This window comes from Desulfosediminicola flagellatus (genome assembly GCF_005116655.2).
In the GTDB taxonomy this organism is placed as follows: Bacteria; Desulfobacterota; Desulfobulbia; order Desulfobulbales; family Desulfocapsaceae; genus Desulfopila; species Desulfopila flagellata.
On record NZ_CP050698.1, the window covers coordinates 399,475 to 418,513 of the forward strand.

15 protein-coding genes are annotated in these 19,039 nt (G+C 45.1%); 2 read left to right on the forward strand and 13 right to left on the reverse strand.

Annotated elements, in window-relative coordinates; translation table 11 throughout:
• The first annotated feature begins 317 nt into the window (after positions 1 to 317).
• Positions 318 to 647, forward strand: coding sequence for an FtsB family cell division protein (locus FCL46_RS01640; RefSeq protein WP_136809699.1), 330 nt, complete (start codon positions 318 to 320; stop codon positions 645 to 647).
• A 35-nt stretch (positions 648 to 682) separates the two neighbouring features.
• On the opposite strand, the gene FCL46_RS01645 is transcribed toward FCL46_RS01640, so the two are convergent.
• Positions 683 to 898: an FmdB family zinc ribbon protein gene (locus FCL46_RS01645; RefSeq protein WP_136809698.1), complete on the reverse strand. Its 216-nt coding sequence runs from the start codon at positions 896 to 898 to the stop codon at positions 683 to 685.
• 238 nt (positions 899 to 1,136) lie between these two features.
• On the reverse strand, positions 1,137 to 1,508 hold the full coding sequence (locus FCL46_RS01650) for a helix-turn-helix domain-containing protein (RefSeq protein ID WP_136809697.1): 372 nt from the start codon (positions 1,506 to 1,508) through the stop codon (positions 1,137 to 1,139).
• Positions 1,509 to 1,860: 352 nt separating this feature from the next.
• Between FCL46_RS01650 and FCL46_RS01655 the strand changes: the two genes are divergently transcribed.
• Positions 1,861 to 2,670 (forward strand): uracil-DNA glycosylase, encoded by an 810-nt coding sequence (locus FCL46_RS01655; protein WP_136809696.1) that lies wholly within the window; start codon positions 1,861 to 1,863, stop codon positions 2,668 to 2,670.
• 85 nt (positions 2,671 to 2,755) lie between these two features.
• Here the strand turns inward: FCL46_RS01655 and FCL46_RS01660 are convergent, their stop codons facing one another.
• From FCL46_RS01660 to FCL46_RS01710, 11 genes are all read right to left on the reverse strand, one after another.
• Complete coding sequence (locus FCL46_RS01660; protein ID WP_136809695.1) at positions 2,756 to 3,142, reverse strand: PqqD family protein; 387 nt, start codon at positions 3,140 to 3,142, stop codon at positions 2,756 to 2,758.
• Positions 3,129 to 4,082 (reverse strand): hypothetical protein, encoded by a 954-nt coding sequence (locus tag FCL46_RS01665; protein ID WP_136809694.1) that lies wholly within the window; start codon positions 4,080 to 4,082, stop codon positions 3,129 to 3,131. The genes FCL46_RS01660 and FCL46_RS01665 overlap by 14 nt, the downstream gene beginning before the upstream one ends.
• Positions 4,015 to 4,620, reverse strand: coding sequence for a hypothetical protein (locus tag FCL46_RS01670; protein ID WP_136809693.1), 606 nt, complete (start codon positions 4,618 to 4,620; stop codon positions 4,015 to 4,017). Before FCL46_RS01670 ends, FCL46_RS01665 begins: the two co-directional genes overlap by 68 nt.
• Positions 4,621 to 4,656: 36 nt before the next feature.
• Positions 4,657 to 5,187, reverse strand: a complete 531-nt coding sequence (locus tag FCL46_RS01675; RefSeq protein WP_136809692.1) for a cyclic nucleotide-binding domain-containing protein — start codon at positions 5,185 to 5,187, stop codon at positions 4,657 to 4,659.
• On the reverse strand, positions 5,165 to 7,660 hold the full coding sequence (locus FCL46_RS01680; RefSeq protein WP_228723308.1) for an ABC transporter ATP-binding protein/permease: 2,496 nt from the start codon (positions 7,658 to 7,660) through the stop codon (positions 5,165 to 5,167). The genes FCL46_RS01675 and FCL46_RS01680 overlap by 23 nt, the downstream gene beginning before the upstream one ends.
• Positions 7,661 to 7,741: 81 nt before the next feature.
• Positions 7,742 to 9,700, reverse strand: a complete 1,959-nt coding sequence (locus FCL46_RS01685; protein WP_136809690.1) for a peptide transporter — start codon at positions 9,698 to 9,700, stop codon at positions 7,742 to 7,744.
• A 58-nt stretch (positions 9,701 to 9,758) separates the two neighbouring features.
• Positions 9,759 to 11,756: a DUF6785 family protein gene (locus FCL46_RS01690; RefSeq protein WP_136809689.1), complete on the reverse strand. Its 1,998-nt coding sequence runs from the start codon at positions 11,754 to 11,756 to the stop codon at positions 9,759 to 9,761.
• Positions 11,757 to 16,568, reverse strand: coding sequence for an FtsX-like permease family protein (locus FCL46_RS01695; RefSeq protein ID WP_136809688.1), 4,812 nt, complete (start codon positions 16,566 to 16,568; stop codon positions 11,757 to 11,759). It lies immediately after the preceding gene.
• A gap of 37 nt (positions 16,569 to 16,605) precedes the next feature.
• A complete protein-coding gene (locus FCL46_RS01700) occupies positions 16,606 to 17,337 on the reverse strand; it encodes an ABC transporter ATP-binding protein (protein ID WP_136809687.1) in 732 nt (243 codons plus the stop codon).
• Positions 17,338 to 17,409: 72 nt separating this feature from the next.
• Complete coding sequence (locus tag FCL46_RS01705; RefSeq protein ID WP_136809686.1) at positions 17,410 to 18,060, reverse strand: ABC transporter permease; 651 nt, start codon at positions 18,058 to 18,060, stop codon at positions 17,410 to 17,412.
• A gap of 185 nt (positions 18,061 to 18,245) precedes the next feature.
• Positions 18,246 to 19,031 (reverse strand): polysaccharide deacetylase family protein, encoded by a 786-nt coding sequence (locus FCL46_RS01710; protein WP_136809685.1) that lies wholly within the window; start codon positions 19,029 to 19,031, stop codon positions 18,246 to 18,248.
• Between the last annotated feature and the right edge of the window lie 8 nt (positions 19,032 to 19,039).

Consider the following 19,039-nt stretch of genomic DNA (forward strand, 5'->3'; position numbering starts at 1 on the left):
GGCAGCTGCTGACCAGACAGTGTAAAGGTGGTGAAGGTAGCATAGTGGTATCTGTTCAACTTTAATGAGAATTAATCATATGAATTCTACAGTGTATTTATAATAGTTCTATATTACAAATTTTTGGATTGGTTTGGCTGGATTCTGTTGTATGTGTAAAGCACTTTGCCTGTTAATTCAACTTTTCGGTGTTGTGACTGTCTTGTTTGACTGTGGATTGGCGCATATCCTGTTGTACATGTTTCATGAGCCTTTCTTTATAACTCTTGATGCCTCGTTTATGAGTACATCGCAGACGTGAATTATTCGTATAAGGTATGAGAAGAAATCAAACACAGAAACTGACTCCACTTCAGCAGAAGTGGATTTTACGGGCAGGTATCGCTTTAGTCGTGCTGGCAGTGGTCTGGCTTTGCGCAGCGCCTCGGATTGGTTTGATTTCTATACTGAAGCAGCGCTCGGAGTTGCAGGAATTACAGGCTGAGACAGATAAGATAGAAAAGGATAAAGTGACGTTGGAAGTCGAGATTGATAAGCTGAAAAACGATTCAGGCTACCTGGAAGAGGTAGCCCGTGGTGAATTTGGCATGCTCAAGCCTCATGAAAGGGTTTATGATTTTTCTAAACCGGATGAGGATGAAAAATAATAATACTCTAGTCCGCCCGGACCAGTTTTTTAGCCTCAGGTGAATCGTGATTTTCCTCCGCATCCACCTTGTGGCGCAGAGGGGAATACCCCACCACCACCCGCAAGTCTGTGACTGCCGGCTGAGATGGTTTTTCTTACTTTGGTGCTCTGGCATTGTGTGCATAACACATCTTTAACTTTTTCAGCAGAAAGCACTATTTTTTCAAACACTTCCTTGCATTCCAAACACTCAAATTCGTAAATTGGCATAATCTCTCTCAGTTGGCAGGGAACGTTGCGTACACTGCATAGGTACTTGATATGGTGTACTCTGTCTGCCTATTATATGTATTGCTTTAATAGGTTGCAATGGTAATTATGACATATCGTTCCCGCCTTCCTGATTGTCAAATTCTTTTCATTCAGTAACTCTCATTTCTGAAAGTGCAACGGATCGTATATCAAAATCGTTTGTCAGCAGAATGAAAAGAACCTGATTGTATATCGGCTACTCCAGTAAGGAGGTGAAAATATCACAGGATCTGCAAATCGCGAGTTTGCTTTTATTGGTTGTGTCCTGTGTACATTCGCATAAGGTGCCACAGAGGAACCAGCAGAGGTGGCCTGATTGAAATTCCCACGCAGGGCACTGTTCCTTCTGGCCGCATTCTTTTTTATCCCAGCATGGAGTGAGGGTGTTATTACGTCCCCTCTGGTGGATGAGGAGGAAGTACAACTGGCGTTCGATATGTGTTGGAATAGTACGCCATCCCTGCTCATAACTGTGGATTGTCTTAAGGGACATTCCCAGAAGTCCAGAAAGCTGTTTTTGGGTTTTAGCAAGTTTTTTTCGGGATTTTCTGAATTCGTGCTTGTCCATGTCATCGTCCTTGCAATGCTTTTGAATGAAGTGCCTGCCCGATGGAATCGGAAATGCAAATTCGAATGAGCAGACGTGACCATCTACAACCACATCGTGTCATACCATATTAGCATATGCTCATTTTAAAAGCTTCAACATTTGTGGTACTTTTTGCGAAAAAGTGCGATACTACTACCATGTAGTAGGCTGGAGTCAAAGGGAAAAGTTTAGGCAATGGAAAGAATGATGCCTGTATGGTATGTTGTCCTGAATATTACACGGGTATGACAGGCTTTTGAAAAAATCCGGTTAGCATAATGTGAATACTCAATCATCTCTTCCGTCGTTTTGACAAAAAAAGCAGATTAATATGCAAGTAGCTAATATTATTCAGAACCTAAGGTCAATACTTTCATATCATACGTCTGTTGGTATTGATTCATACCCTGCTGGAGAGGATATCGATCGATTCCAGAGCGCCGAACCTGAAAAAAGAGCTGTTGAAAAAGTGTCGATTGTGACCCCGCAAGTTGGCAGGCCGCAATCCCGTTCGGTTCGTCCTGTACAGGTTAAGCCGGCAAAAGTTAAAGCTGTTGTTGATCCGCAAGTGGCTCTTGCAAATATTCGTGAGGAGGTCAGCCTATGTAGAGGTTGCTCACTCAATACCAGCCGTACAGTTGCTGCAGCTGGAGGCGGTGGCAGTAGAGCACGAATGCTTATTGTCGGGGACTGGCTGGTCACGGAACCGGGACGTCAGGTGCCTTCCGGCACAGTTTTTGGGATTGAGCAGGACAGAATGCTAGGCAAAATGCTTGATGCCATACAATTTCCGAGAGATCAGGTCTTCGTTACAAATGTTATAAAATGTGGAGTTCCGGGATCCTGTCAACCCAAAGCTGAACATGTACGTGCATGTCTTTCTTATCTGCACAGACAGATAGCTGTACTCGAGCCGGAAATACTTCTTACGATGGGGATGATTTCAACCAGAACCCTGCTTGAGAGGCGTGAGACCTTATCAAAATTACGCGGTCGCCTGCATACGTGTAAGATTCCTGAAGGAAAGACCATCCCGTTAATTGCTACTTACCATCCTACATATCTTCTACAGAACCCGGAAATGAAGCGGGCGACCTGGTATGATTTGCAAATGCTCGCAAAACAACTTGAGAAGAAATAGCCTGAGCGTAATTTTGCATACACGCTTTTGCTGAGCGATTGTACGAACCGGTTGACTTTGACAGGCCCAAAAAATTCCCTCTGAATTATCTCAAAATTATTAAACCTCGTTTACCGAGTTCGCGAAGAAAAGTCGTTACTGATTGTTCTGCTTCCTGGCGGGTGATGGTTGTCTCTAAGGCAAATTCACTAATTATCGCACTCACAGTTCGTTTACCGTCTATATATGTCCAGACCCTGCTGCCTAAACTGTCGAGTTGAAGTTTTCGTGTCATTCTTTTGGGTTGGTTTTTGTTAAAGCGCCTAAAAATTGCTAGCAGCAGTGGTTTTATTGCCAGTTGGTATTCAACAAGGATGGTTCCGGAATCATCTGCCTGCCATTCTATAGATGGTGCAATGTCAGGGATACATGCGAGGGCATCGTCACGACTGAGACCAGGTGTTTTGGGAGGTGGAGACTTAAATAATTTCATATTGTGAACATATTTCGTGAACTGTGTCGAGTTCGAAAGGGCGAATGGACTCAGCAGTGAGAGCTAATATTCTGTTGTGTTCCTCAACGTGCCAGATTCTTCCCCATTGGAAAGGTTTGTTACGTTTCAGGCGCATGCGTAACTGTTGTATTAATGTTGGGTAACTGCATGTTTCCAATAGCATCGGTTCATCCTGAATGACTTCTCCTGCGTCAACATCACCCTGAAGTGCTGCGAGAATACTTTTCAGCGGATGTGAGGCAAGTCTCTCAAGAGCAGGGGCTAATCTACAGATCTGCAGATTCATATTCCTATTTTGAAAGGCTAAGCGTGTAAGGCCGGGTGCGAATGTATAATCGACAAATTGAAAGCTGGATGGAACTGAGAGTTTAAAATCCTGAACAGACCATAACTGGCTCGTAGTTTCAGATTTCTGAAATGTTATGGTCAGCAGAAGGTCAATTATGCGGGAGGTTGAGACCTTACACGCATCAAATAACCTGCATATGATAGTGGCATTGGTATTTTTACATGTCCAGAGTAGGCAGTTTAACGATGCTTCAGAATTCCAGCTCAAGCCACTGGCACCTCTTTTGGTGGCAAGAGCACTAAATTCCTTAGGCAGAGGAATTTTGCCTATAGTGTCTCTAGATGATTTGTCAGCACTTTTCCGGAGAGATTTCACCACGTGCTCGACGGTGGCAGGACCGTCCAGTTCCCAGCGAATTTCAACAACAGGTTTGAAATCCTGCTCTATCAGAAGATGTCGTGGTGCGGAAACTATAACATCCCACTTCGAAGGGAGAGAGAGTTGAAGACCATTCCATGCAATCTGGCGGGAGTGTGCTTCTGTTCTATTTTGAAAGTGTGATTTAGCGTGGGACAAGATATTGCCAGTCAGGTTTTTTGAGTTCTTCGAGACGTTGCTTGTCTTGTGCACTTTTCATCTCTTCGCACATTTCGTTAAAACAGAAACGTTCTTCATCGAGCATGTCTGGAAAGGAGAGTTTAACCATATTGCCAATGTTTTCATTGGGATCACGGAGGTTATGCTGGAGAGTAAGGCTTACTCTATTCTTGTCAGCATCTACGAAGTACCATTTCCATATATGAAGAATTCCAAATGAATCTCCCTTCCATTCTTGTGGATCTCCATATTTCTTCTTAAATTCTTTTAGCAGAACATGGAAATACTTTTTATCAGAATTTTCATATTTGAATCGTATTTTAAGAATCTTATTGGTGTATTTGCAGATCCCGTAGCTGATAATCCCTTTTCTAAAACCACGCCAGTCTGTAATGACCATCTCTTTTAAATAGTTTGTATCCATGGCGTCAGGATACTCACTGATATCCGAACCAAGGCTGAACCCGCCGACCTCATGTGGAACGTTGTTCGAGGCGGAAACTTCACTATGCATGTTGCTGATCAAAAAGGTAATGACGAAGATATAAGAAAAAAATTTAGCTGGTCGCATATGATGTAATTGTCCCAGGAATATAATCCTTAAAAACTAAATAATGAACGGTTGGCTCCCAATTTCTGTATTTACACCGGAATCAATGAGCTTGTCGAGCAGATAGGCTGTCTGATGCTCAAATCGCGAAATACGCAGCTGAACAATTTTCTCTGTAATTCTCTCACGTCTATCAGGGTATTTTTCCAGTATCTTCTGGAAACTTTCACGATCAGTAATGATGAGCTCGGTTTCCTCAAGTGCTTTGACTGAGAAGAACCATTCGAAACGGGCGAGTAGAGCAAGTTCACCAAAAAAAGCGTTGTCTGCCAAGTGCTGAAGAACTACATGCTGCCCTTTATGCATCGCAGTAACTTCAACTTTCCCTCGAATTAAAAAAAAGCAACTATCAGCTTTATACCCTTGCTGAAGAATCATTTCTCCGGGTTGATACACCCTGTGTTTAGCGAAATAAGCAAAGAGCTTGATGACTTCAGCAGGTGCGCTTGAAAAGACTTCCATACGTCGCAGTATATCAAAATCTTCGGATATTCTGCAGTTACAGTCAGTTACTGTGGACAAGCTCATACAGACTCCCCTGCTGATTCATTAATTCGGTATATTCGCCGGATTCTACAACTTTTCCAGCTTTCATCACTAAAATATGGTCATATCCCGCGATCATGTCAAGACGATGGACGACTGCCACGACTGTGGTAGTACCCTTAAGATGCTTTTCGATATAGTTCTGAATTTGGGCTTGAGATCGGTTATCAAGGCTGGCCGTAGCTTCATCAAGAATAAGGATGGGAGATCTTTTCAGCAGTGCCCGGGCGATGGCAATTTTCTGCTTTTGACCGCCTGAGAGCCTGTCACCTTTACTTCCCACATGAAAATCGAGGCCAATCTCAGAAACTTCGACGAGCAGGCCCTGTTCATCGAATTGGCGCAGGGCAAGTGGAGCAAGGGTTGACTGCACCACTTCCTTTTCAATTACAGTACCAAAGATGATATTGTCAAGCAGTGTATGAGAGTAAAGGTATTGGCTGGTACAGAATGGCGTGAAGAAGATTTTATGCTGTTCGGGGGCTACCTGAGCCATATCGTAAATTGTACGTTGGAGAACACCATTTCGGCATTGCTCAAGATCAATTCCCAGCACATTTTGCAGAAAGGTGTGTCTGAGTCCAAGAATTCTATCTTTAAGTGTTTTGGAGATAGTGTAAATTTTATGCTTTCCAGGAGTAAACTGCAGGGCAAGGGATAGCAGTTGATCTTTATCCTTGCGGGTAAAATCTACGAGACCTTTCTTCTGAGACTTTTTTATCAGGAGCGCATAGTTATCCAGCTGATGCGGTTCCATGGGACTGCCCTGAAAGAAAAACTCGTCGTTTTGAAAACTGCCAAGAAAGCTAATGGTTGTGCTGGCGATGGCAAGTCCCAGTTCACACAACTCGTCTTCAATCTCCTGAGCTGTCAAAAAATCTCTGAAAGCGTGGTTGTCAAGTAGCTTCCCCACCTGCGGGCTGCCGGGATAGCTACTGAAGGTGAGGTTAATGCCGAGATTGGAATGTTCGAGAAAATCATTTGAATCGTAAAACTCAACAACATGAGTGAATTGCTCTCGTAATTGTTCCAGCACTATTTCTCTCATTCGCAGGAATTTATCAACAAGTGGATAAGCGTGTTTAGGGGGGATTACTGTTTTTAGGCCCCAGCGAATGACATCTTCTGACAGACCCACATTATTGATCATCTCGATAATATCGTCTCTTTCGGGAATATTATCGAGTTGTCCTGAGATGTGTAGTGCGTTGCAGGAGTAGAGAAGATTTTCCCGAACAGTCCCAGTGAAAATAAAGGGATGCTGGGCCACAAAGCTGATATTTTTTGATACATCAGCTTTGGTAAGGTCACTAATTTTATGCTGGTCAATGGACAGTAGTCCGTCTGTATAGCTGTATAGCTGTCCAAGCAACAGGCTGAGTGTGCTTTTGCCAGATCCGGAATAGCCAACAAGGGCGAGATGATTTCCTGCCTTGAGCTTAAAGGTGATATCATCAAGAATCCGTACGCTGCCATTAATAGAATATCCTACATCTTGTGCTTCTATCTCTCCTTTAAGAGTCAGTACTGATCGATCGGGTGCTTTAAGGAGGTATTCCGGTTCCAGATCAAATGAATCCATGATCTGCTTATAACGTACCTGGGCGTCCTGAAATCCTTGGTAATATTCTATGACCTCTTTCCAGGGGTCGTATACTTTTTCGTATGCAGAGAGAAAAGCTACCAAAGCACCAATAGTAAATTCACCTTTGATTGCCATGAACCCTCCTAGCAGGAAAAGTAAAAAGGGACCAAGGCTCTGGAACAGGTTGTTACTGAATTTAATACCGTATTTGAGGATGGCGAGCTTGCGCATGATAACATAGAGGCGCGAAATGAGACGGTCGAGTTTGCTGCGTTCGAGATCATAGGAGGCATTGCCCTGGACTTCATGAATCCCGGAACTTGCTTCGTTAACCAGATTTGCCATGGCCCGCGTTGTGGTGACGCGCGTTCTGTTCACATGGTTATAGCGACGTTGAAGGAACGGAATGACTATGAGCTCAAATGGATAGACAGCTATACTGATCAGTCCAAGCAGTGGATTGAGATAAATCATATATCCGGCAAAAACGACAAAAGTAAGCACGGAAGTTATCGGAACAGCCAGTGCTCCCCCAAGAAAGGTACCGATGGCATTCAATTCGGAGGTCACTGCTGAAATGATGGTGCCTGCTTGAGTTCTATGGAAAAAAGGCAGCGGCAACTGGAGAATATGGTTGTATAGCTCCCGACGTAACTCCATTAGAATTTTCTGGCCGATTATTGCCTGAAATGAATTAATAAAATATTTCATCAGACTTGCGATAATCACTGCCCCTATGTAGAGACCGCAATAGAGGTAAAGTAACTCAAGCTGTTTCAGGCTGATCGCTTCATTGATGATTTTACGTTGCATTTCCAGCGGGAAAACTCTGAAAAAGAGGCTTAGCACAATTACTAACAACAGTAACATCTGTAGCCCTCTGAATCGGTTAATAATCCAGTAAAACAGAGGGCGTTTTGTCAGAAGTTTATGTTCAGGTTTATCCATAAATCAGTATGCCATATAACCAAGTGACTTCATAATGAGTGCAAAGCCCATGGCGAACATGCCGGTCAGTCCCATACCGCATGAAAAACCTGCAAGCAGTACCGGAGCATATTGTCGCCACATTGGTCCGTACTTTTTAAAGAAGAAATATCTGCCGACAAGTGCCCCGACAACTTCCAAAATAAGCCCGTGTGGAGTTGATTGTCCTAGCCCCCGAACGACACCGTAAATCAGGAGTACCGGCAAACCAAACAGGCTAAGCACAAAATACATGACCACCCCGAAGCTGAGGCCTGTGAGGACAGTAGAACCGCTCAGCGCCTGATAGAACATCGAATTGCCTTCAAGCGTTGATGTCTGCATGAGTAATGTATTTAAGGCCTGGAGATGCCAGAGTTCCTGAGCAAAGGGATAGTTTGCCGATGGTATTGGTGCGAGTCTCCAGATAAACTGGGAAAACAACAGGCTTGCTATCATGACGATAGGAAATACAAGTAACTCAGCTTTAATGATTCCGCGAATCGATGTGCCAGTCAGTTCAATCTGTCTGAACTGAACTGTGGCCTCTCCATAATTATGGATTGGGATCGGTGCATACCAGATTTCTATACCCTGATAGCCAAAGAATTTTGCTCCAGCTATAAAGCTTGCTTCTCTAACCAGTGGAAGACTGACAAACTGGCCGGCGATACCTTCCATTCTGGCGGTGATATAACTGATAATAGGAGTATAGACAAATCCGTAGGCCAGAAAGAATATCCACGGGAACGACGGGACAAGCCATACACACATTCCTACATACGCCAGCGTTGAAAATAAATAGATAGCAATGGATATCCAGAAGTTAAAGTCACCGCGGCCTGGTGGAGGATTAAAGAGATCAGAGAGTGTGCCGCGATTTGGATCTTTACTTCTCAGTGATCGCACTACGGACCATATTCCGATGCAGCCGATGGCGAGACCAAGGCCTATACCAAAACTCATATAAAAATCGAAATTATTTGCGAAGACAGTGTCGACAGTTGCCATGCCTGGGTGCCATCGAGTGAGAATGCCCCAGGAGTAGAGTAACGGGTTAAGGATAATGGTAATAATTAAACCAATAAGGCCGCCTATAACAGCCCAGAAAGGAAGGACCATACCAACAAATACGAGCCCCAGATCGAATTGCAGACCAGTTGCAACAGCGGGGAGAAAATCTTCGGTGTAACTGGTAAGTTCTATCCACGGGATGGGGATAAGTCGGATCTGCTCGGTAAATATGAGCCCTGATGCAATCGGCAAAAGTACGTAAACTGATCCAAATGCCAGACCTATAACTCCTCCTATAGAGAAAACACGCCACTTCCAGCTTTTTTTCTTGTCTTCATTGGATTCGGCAAGTGCCATTGTTCCAAGAGCAGCTACCGGTGCCATAGGAAAGGGGAGTTTTTCTACATCTGAAGTAATCCTGTAGAGCGCATAACCCAGACCGAAATGATCAATTCGCTGAATTATCTGAGAGCCAATGAGCAGCAGAATTGGGACCATCCAATCTCTATGGAGAAATGTACGCTCCAGCATGGAGGCGGAATCAGGTGCCGGTGCGACCCATGACGGGATGAACTCAGTAACCCCGAGCATCCGGGCGGCATCTGACTGCACCAGATACTGGTTCCATAGCAGGCCGGAAAACGGTGAAGCAAGTGCGGCACCGGCCATATAATAGAGCAGAAAAATTTCCTGCTGTTTCAGATCAGAGTGTGCACGTTTGGCGATTTCTGCAAAGAGGATAATCGTAACCCAGCGCGCGGCCGGTCCGATCCCCTGACCGATTACCAGTTGCAGGTACATCGATCCCGGCATCATCAAAAAGCCGATAAAGATCGCTCCGATAATAGTCTTCCAGTCAAAGCCTTCATCAAACTCCGTCGGCGGTGGAAGCAGGTCTCGATATTCTTTTAATTCTTTGTCATCATACATTATTGATAGTATGTAGTTGTTCCGTATTTAATGAGAAATTACAGAGCCCAAAAAGAAATCAGTTAGGGAGTACCTGATAGCTTGTCCCTGTGAAAAGTCCTACTATTGCCCAGCCACCGCCCATAATAAAATCACCAATGATTAAACCGATAAAAAAGAACTGCAGCTTTCTGAAGAGGTGAACTCCTCCGTAACGCATGCACAGTGCATTACAGGCCCAGCCCATAAAAAAGCTTAACCAGAGAATTCGCATAGCTGAACTGTAGGCTGTAAGGTAACCGATAGGGTGAATAGGCCACCAATATAAGCGATGATAACATACCACCAGAACCAGCATAATAAGTGCTCCGGCCATGGCGAAAACAAAAACCCAGCTACCGGTTTCAAGCGGCACAGCCACAAGGCGGTGAATATTGTCAAATACCGCCAGTGTTGTTCTATTTGCCCATTCAAGCTGCAGCTCACGAATACCGAAACGATAACAGAGCACCATCATTGATCCCACAGAAGCAATAGTGGCAATAAGGACGGTAAGAGCCATACCACCAAATAATACAAGTGCGGGACGTTTGTTCTGATGAATTCGCCTGCCGTGAACTATTGAGGGCATGAGAGATTCCCTCAGATCGACAAAGAGCGTTTTCTGACTCATTCCTGCGAGCAGACCACTTGCACCGGCAAACATTTTGGTGCCGAATAAGGCAATTATGCCGTCCATGGGGGCGGCTGTAAGTGTAAAATATGCAAGTCCGCCCTGGCAGATAATGCGTGTAGCGACAAGCATGATCATAAAAAATGCCCCTACAAGCATGATCGCAGTAACAAGCGACATACCAAGCCAGACATACCAGCAGATTATTGCAGCCATCCCAAGTAACGCGCCCCAGAAGGAGACACGTACATCAAACCATTCAGATCTGGATGCAGAGGGTGGTGCAAGAAACAGCGATTGTTTGCAGACCAAAAGCAGATGCTGGCGGGCCAACCAGACGAGAAACAGGAAAAAGACGCCGTAAGCACCGATCATCTGCATTTCTTCTGGCCTGGTCAGGGTTGGTCCGAAGGTTATTCCGAGTTCGGAAGAGGGGATGGAGTACCCCAGAGTGCCAAGTATGCCGTAGAGCAGGCCGCCAACGAGAAAGAAAAACCAGAAAGAAAAGGATATCTGGCGGGAGGTAAGAAAAGCAAAGCCGATAAATGCGGGGTAAAGGTATAGTTTAACCTTTTTAAAACCGACAAGCAGACCACTGTCAGCGACGTACGGGCTGGCAAGAAGGAGCGTCGGAATAGATGGTATAGACGGATAATACAGGTTTAATCCATTAATAAGATGAAGGAATACCGGAACAGATATTCCTACGAGGAGAAACCTGTTAAAAAAGAATTTGCCGACCTCATTATTATCCACAGCTTTGCTGATCATTTGCGGTACTTTCAGCAGAGGAAAATTCATTCTTTCGTTATGTATCCATTGCCTGGAGATGATGTTAATGAGAAACATCATTACCGCATAGCCAAGTAATATAAAAATCCCCCATAGCAGAAGTGGCTGAAACCAGGCACTCCACGGGATATCAAGAAAGGTTTCATACCATCCCATCCCTCGCCCCCCGGGAATGCCGTTATACAGCATTTCTATAGCCTCAGGGCTGGTTGGACTAAGTGCAGGAGGAAGCAGAGGCTGTATAGTTTGCTCCCACTGGTTGCCGGTAGTCGCGTAATGGAGTGGGGCGGTCAGGGTAATAAGAAATGTTCTGGCAAGCCCGGTATACGCGATGCCTGAACCGATGACCATCTCAATCCAGATGACAAGCAGTTCAAGTCCGCAGAGAAACCTGAGAGGTGCGTATATTTTTCCGGCGATTGAAATGATAACTGTCAAAATCAGAAAAATAAAGAATGGAGCAAGCGGGAAATGCCCTCCTCCAAGCGGGGTTGCCTGAAGATAGATGTTGTTAAATGGCGTCAGAATACAGATAGCTACGGCCAGAATTAGCCCAAGTATAATGGCGCGCAAGCGGACAGGAGGACGAGTATCGGTGATTTCTGTATTCATCTAGACCGTCTCCTGATTAACAATGTTTGGGGCGGCAACTTTTTTAAAGGCTTCGGTAAGTTCATGATGAGTTGCATCATCGAGAGAACGCCATATAAGGAGTTGCTTTCTGAATTCATGGAGGAAAACTGTATTGATCCGGTGCCAGATACCAGCCTCTCCGGATTTACGATTAAGGGTGACTTTGATAGAAAGATAATCTTTACCTTCCTGAGCTGGACAGAATTGTACATCAACAGTTTGCATTATGCCGAAATCAAAGGGGGCGAGCCAGACGTTGGCACGCAGGTGCAGACAGTGCAGGTCATCGGAGGTGTTGGCATTTCTTAGTAGTTTACTTATTTCGTCAACTGTAGAGCAACTGAAAATAACGTCGACAGGGCCGGTGGAGAAAACCCCGTGAGAAATATCCTGATGCCCTGTAAAATATTGATATATAAACCCTGCGATACTCTCGTTCTCCTGATATTTCATTAAAAACGGGAGGGTTACAGTGATAGAATTGTTTACAGGCTTAGGAAGAGTAAACGTTCTGTTCACATCAGGAATCGCAATTCTGGCAGCGACCTTTGCTGGATAAATGACAGAAACCAGCACGACAAGAATTACCAATAGCATGGCTGCGACACCGGCCATTGATGAGTAATTAACCGTAATTCCATCCCAGAGACGCGTACTTGAAAAAAGTGCTGCCGACACCTGGGCAATCACATACCCGATTACAACTGAGATTACCGCCAGCGCGAGTGCTTCGGCAACAAAGAGAAACGCCACATGTGAAGGAGCAAGACCTACCGAAGTGTAGACGGCAATCTCACCTTTTCGCTCATAAACAGAACTTATCATGGTGTTGAGTACGATCAGGATAGATATCAGCAGTGGTATGAGTATGTTTGGGACGCCGCTATAGTTGAGAGTGTCGCTTACATTGTAGAGCCATACTCCATCATGTTCACCTGTAAAAATCACGAGGCTGAACCTGTCGGTGAGTTGCGAAGCAATATCCCTGAGGCTTGATGGATCGTCGGGTCGCACTGCAACGTTTTTAAGGTTACCACCAGCAGCCTGAAGAGTCTGAGCTGGTACAATGGCAATTTGTGATCCTGGTATATGTCTGTACCTGCTCTGGATTGAACGGATATCTTCACCGGACTCCAGTGCTTCCTGCTCTGCTTCTGACATTTCGGTACCGGCTTCTTCTGGAAAGGTAACCGGAGTAAGCGGTTCACCGTCAAGATCAACTGTGGTGTCGAGTGTCTGACTGTTGAAGAGGCCGATAACCGTATACTCTTCACCCCACAAAAATACCTGATTGTCATTATTGGGATCAACCCCAAGCCTGTTGGCCATCTGCTCTTCAAGGATGATTGCATGTCGATCTTCTTCCTTGAACCATCTTCCTGCAGTAAGAATAGAGTCAAGCCCTGTAACATACGGCTCATTGGCACTTAAGCCGATAAGCCCCTGCAGAACCTCTCTGCCATTTTTACTGGAGACCGGGGCTGCGATAGTGTCTGAAGGGGTATCGGATTCTAGCCAGATACGGGGAGCAGGCCGCTCGATTGTTTGCATTGAGTTAATGAGAATATCAGTGGCCTGGGTAGGCAGACTCTGCCAGTTTAAATTTTTGAGTAAAAGGCCTGCGTAGGGAGCAGTTTGCTGGAAAAGTAACCGGTTTTCCTGCCTGTTAGATTTAATGGTGGTAAAACTCATTATCGTAAAGGTGAGGATAATCAGGGTGCTGCAGGTGAGGATAGTTCTCAATCGTCTGCGTCTGAGGTTTGATACTCCAAGGAAAAATGCAGCAAGAAAGGCTTTCCAGCGGCTAATTTCATCAGGACGTTTATGGGATGCTTTTTGTTGCAGCAATGCCATTTCCTCTTCAAAGCGGAAGAAGATTATGAGCGTCACCATAAGGGAAAGGCCGATAATGAAAAAGGCGAGTATCACAACCATGGGGCTGTAGGTGAGTTGGAACGCAGGGTGAACCTGATATATAATTGCTATTAGCACAAAAAGGATCAGGGAGAAGCCAAGAATTCTTTTGTAGATACTTGCAAAATTAAAGAGAAAGCGTTCCATGCAAAAGGCGAAGGGGATGAAAAGGGCAATGTAAAAGAGTACTCCAAACAGCACGTCTTTTTGGGTTTTTTCAACCTGTACATAGACCCTGGATGCAAGAGCAAGTGCTTCGGCTGCAGCTTCACGTGCTGTAGAGTAATTCAGAGCCGAGAAGGCATCTCTGCTTGTTTTGAGCGCAGTCAGCCCACGTTCTTTGAGGCTGTGTATTTTTTCGTCAAAAATTCCGTGAGATTCAAGATTCTTTATTCTGGGGCCGAGCAGATTCCAGGCGTCGTCTGCAGCAAGAAATGTCGTGTTATATAATGCATTATAGGAATTCACAGGATAACCGACACCCATGGGTTTTTCGGCTTTTGCGTTGGTAAGCAGCATTTTGCGTGTAAGCACAGTATCGGACAGCGTCATCTTTAAGCGGGCACCAGGCTCAAGGTAGACAGAAGAAATGTTCGATTTTCTGGTATCTATTCTGCTGTACCAATAATGCTGCGGCGAAGCATCGCGGCGTCCATCATAGAGCTGGAGTTTGGTCATATAGTTGAAGTTTCTGGGCTCAAGAAGATCAAAGACCGTCGTCTCTTTGCAACTGAACATGACCAGATCAGTTTTCATTGATTTTCTGAGCATTTTCAGGCGATAATTTGATTTTCCTGTCTCCTGTTTGTCAATTGCCCAGTTGACTCTGCCTGTTACATTATCAAATTTGTATCCTTCAATGATGAGCTTATCCAGAACATTCTTTTTATCCGCAATGCCCCGAATAAAAAACCTGCCGTGCCTGTCTACAGTAGCATAAAAACGATTGAGTCCCTGGTATGCGAGAATAGTCGTGCCTGCTGCAGGATAATCAGCAAAGAGTTCTCCCTGTAGCAGAAGGTTGGTTCTGCCGGAGGCCGATGCGAGTCCGTCACGCGGGAATTTTCCAGTGTTTAATTTCGGGGCAAAAGAAAGTGCGCGAATAAGATCGGTGGCGAGCAGGGCCTGTTGCCGGGCATTGGCGTAGTCGACCTGATCTGCAGTATCCCAGGGAGTGCCCCATAAGGGTCTACTGTCTCCTGTTGTTGCAAGACTGATCCCGATAAAACCAGCGAGTGAGCTTATCTCGCCTCCGAGCTGGGGTTTGTCAGCAAGCCAGGAATCCCAACTTCGGAGTCCTCCGGGCCTGAGCGTCTCCCTGTAAGGGTAAGAAATATCTGAAGTTGAGGCGGTTTTGCTAAGAATTTCTGCTACGTTACTGAAGATACCTGTTCGGTTGATTGTTGGTTTTAGCTTGTAAAGCCAGCCTCTGTGAAATCCGCCGATACCATCACCATGACTTGAAAGATGCAGACTGATAACAGCTGCAACCTCATATTCCTTGACCGTCTGCCTAAAGGCATTGGTACTCTTTAACTCCTTGAATTGTTGTTTCATCTCGGTAAGAAGGAGACGATTTTCTTCAAGGGCGACAGGAATAAGTTTTTTAAATAGTGCAGCTTCATCCGGAGGGCGATTGTGGTAACTCTCTGCCCACCCGAGCCGCCTGAGGGCAAATCGCTGTTCCGCCGCAATATCAATTTGATCTTTGTATTGTTTATCGTCTCCGGCTAGCCGAAGTTGCATGAGCTCTCTGGAGATCTTATCTATTTCGTATTTAAGTGACTGGTTAATACTTGATGCGATTTTTTTATCTCTAACCGGGTCCTCTTCCAGCGGAAATTCAAGATTGGCAAGTGTTACGGTTTGCTTTTCGATTATTTTTAATTCTTTTTGCAGGGTACGGCGAAGATTCCGTAACTCTTTCGCACTGGTGTTAACAGACCACATCAGGTCGCGCATGCCTGCAAGTGACTGGGCATGACCGCCTGAAGCAATAAGCATGACTGTGCGTTGCGGTGGTGCCTCTACAAGGTCGGCTGCAATTTGAAGGAGGGTTGCAATGGAGACTGCGCTGTCAGCACCTGGAGAACGGCCGACAACGTATTCATCGGTGTCGAAGAATGCTTCGATGATGAGGAGTTCCTCTTTGAGATCGTCATTTGCACCGGGAATACGAGTATAAATATTCCGGGCCTGCACGTTTTCCCAATGCACTACCGCTTCTATCGTAACAGTTGGTGCAACGGTTGATTGTGTTGCATCTAATTTTACACCGAATATTGTCTGTGCAGTACTTTCATCCATCCAGAAACAGGGGAACTGAACAGGAGAGAGTTCGTGTTTTTCTTTAAAAAAACTCTTTGATTTTGTTGTGCCGCGATCGATATAAATGAGTGCTTTGGCACCCAGACTTGCGAGTTGCTGCCAGTTTCTTCCGGAATCGAATTCCATGAGGAGTATCGATCCGGCAATTATCTTGTTGTTAAGCGACTCAACGCCGCCTGAGCCTACATAGTAGAGCGGCCCGCTAAGAGCGCCGTCAGTGGCACCGGGTGTTATGGCGTTATAGATAAAGGGTGAGAGGTTATGTCGTGTATTATTGATCTCAATATGCGCGCTTTCAACCGTGCGTACAGGCACGCTGAAGTAATGATTTGATGGCTCCAAGCCGAGTCGAATGAACTGTTGCTCAACATAGTCCGCTGCAGAATTGTAACCCTCTGAACCGGTGATACGGCTTTTATGGGAGGAAAGATTATTGATGGTTTCCTTGAAGAGTTCTTCATTAGCGGCCGCAGCTGTGCTTGCGAGCTGGAGAAATATCATCACCACAGCCAGCAACGGTGAAAAAATGTAACGAAGAAGGGATTGCATGTACAATTTCCTTGAAATGAAAGGTGTCGTATCTAGACTACGAGGTTTCAAGCCCGCCTGTACGGATTTCGAGTTCAGATCTTTCCTGAATTTTGTCTATTCGCCCATCTCTAATCCAGACAACCTGATCGGAGACGTTTAACATTTTATAGTCGTGGGTCGCGGAGATCACCGTTACGCCATATGACGAACTCAGGTCTTTTAAGAGCTTAATAATATCTTCGCCGGTTTTGAGATCCAGGTTGCCGGTAGGCTCATCAGCAAGAATGATAGAAGGATTATTTGCAAGAGCACGTGCAACAGCGACACGCTGCTGTTGCCCTCCTGAAAGCTCGGAAGGGCGGTGGGCATGCCGCCCATCAAGACCGACAAGCTGAAGGAGTTCCATGCCGCGCTCAAGTGCGTCATCATTTGAAACCCCAGCAAAGGTCATGGGAATGGTGACATTTTCAAGCGCTGTCATGACGGGAATAAGATTAAATGTTTGAAAAATATAGCCTATTTTTCTGCATCTGAGCCAGGCAAGCTCATAGGCGTCTAGTTGTGCAATATCAACTTCATCAATAAACACTTTGCCGCTGCTGGGTTTGTCCAGTCCGCCAATCATATTGAACAACGTCGATTTTCCAGACCCGGACGGTCCCATGATAGAAATGTATTTACCTGTTTCTATTTCAAGATCGATTCCTTTTAAAACATTGATAACGAGTTTACCAAGATCGAAATCCTTGGTGACTCCTGTTACCCGGACGATATATTTTTCTGCCATAGTATATGTCTTTTGAAATGAGTTTAAGAAAAACAGGTGATTTAGGCGGTAATTATTAAAAAAATCAAAAATTTACTGTTCAACCCGCATAGCCTCGACCGGTTGCATCCTGGCTGCCAGAAGCGCAGGATAGAGCACACCCAACAGGCTCAATACCGTACCTGTTACCATGGCGATTCCCCCTGAGACAGCAATATGTGTAAATGGGTAATACGAAAAGAGAACAAAGCCGAAACGCAGTGTTGCAGTCAGAGTGGCTGCTAGAACTCCGAGTGCTACTCCGAAAATAGAACCTGCAAGTCCTTGTATTGCAGCTTCAAACACAAATAATCGTACGATATAACGATCCAAAGCTCCAAGACATTTTAGTGTGCCGATTTCTCTGAATCGTTCAGTCACCGACATGAGCTGTGCGTTTACAATTCCGACAACGCATACCAATAACGATAAAAAGATAATCCATCGTTGTTTCGGAGAAGCTCCAAGGTCGGTGGCTCCAGGTTCAATATCAAATCCTGCGTGTAATAATTTTTGTATGAGTTGTGCATCGCCTGAAGAAAGCAACGATTGAGCAAGATCATTGCCCACAAGAATGTAGCAGAGAAAGGCCACGGCGAGTACCAGGCTCATGGTGGTGATGAGCGAGCGGAAAAATCGAACACGTATGGACTGAAAAGCCATTTGCAGAGACTTCCGCATCGGCAAAGCAACGAGACGCTTCATATACTCTCACCCCAGAACGGTTATTGTTTAACGTAAGCTTGGCCTTGCACACTTTCCCTCATTGTAACGATTCCATTGGAAAAGGTGAATATAATAAAAATATAAGCTAAAACTTAAGCTTAGCATTCCTGATTGTCAATGGCAACCAACCACAGTGTGGTAGTTTTGTTCAGGCCGGTAAGGCGCTACAATAAATCTTGAAATAGCTTTGGCGATATTTCAGGGTGATGTGTTAGTTGTTCCATTAAAAGATCGAGTAGAACAAAGGCGTTATTGTTCATACGCTGATGATGAATCATGATACCACATCGTCCTGAAGCGAGTGCATTTTCAAGCTCGTCCAGAAGGTCGGTCAGGCTTACATCAGGGTCGGATTCACGGCGGGTGTGCAGGTCAACATTAACCTGAAAATCCGGAAGTATGTCTGAATAGTCCGGACGTGCACCTTTACTTCGGGAGATTCCAGCAAAGTTGAGTTCTTTCAGTGCATTGACAGTATCGGTATTACAGCGGTTCCAGGGTGGTGTGAAAAATGGCTGCAATGACTCTCCCATAAGCGATGAAAGCCTGTCTCTACCCATTTTTAAATGATGATGAATTGTGTGGTAATCACGTGCGGGTCCAAATTCCTGTTTCTTACCTTGCATCTCAAAATTTTTATGCAATCTCCCATGCTGATGCCAGCACCATAATTCGTCAGTCTGTTCTGTGATTTTTAATAGATCCGTGTATCTCGCTTTTGTGAGCCAGGCAGGAACAACGGCAAGGCAAAGTGGAAGACGATGCTTTTGAAAAAGGGAGACGAGTTGAGTGAAGAGCTTTGAGGGGACACCTATGTCATCCGCTCTGAAAAATAGTTCAACAGGCTTAGAGGGGGGAGCAAGGCTGCAACCTTTATCTATTCTCATTGCCAGCAGCTTTTGGAGATCAGAAAAGGATTTTGAGTAGAGTGGATATGGGTGGTATTGCATACTGTGCT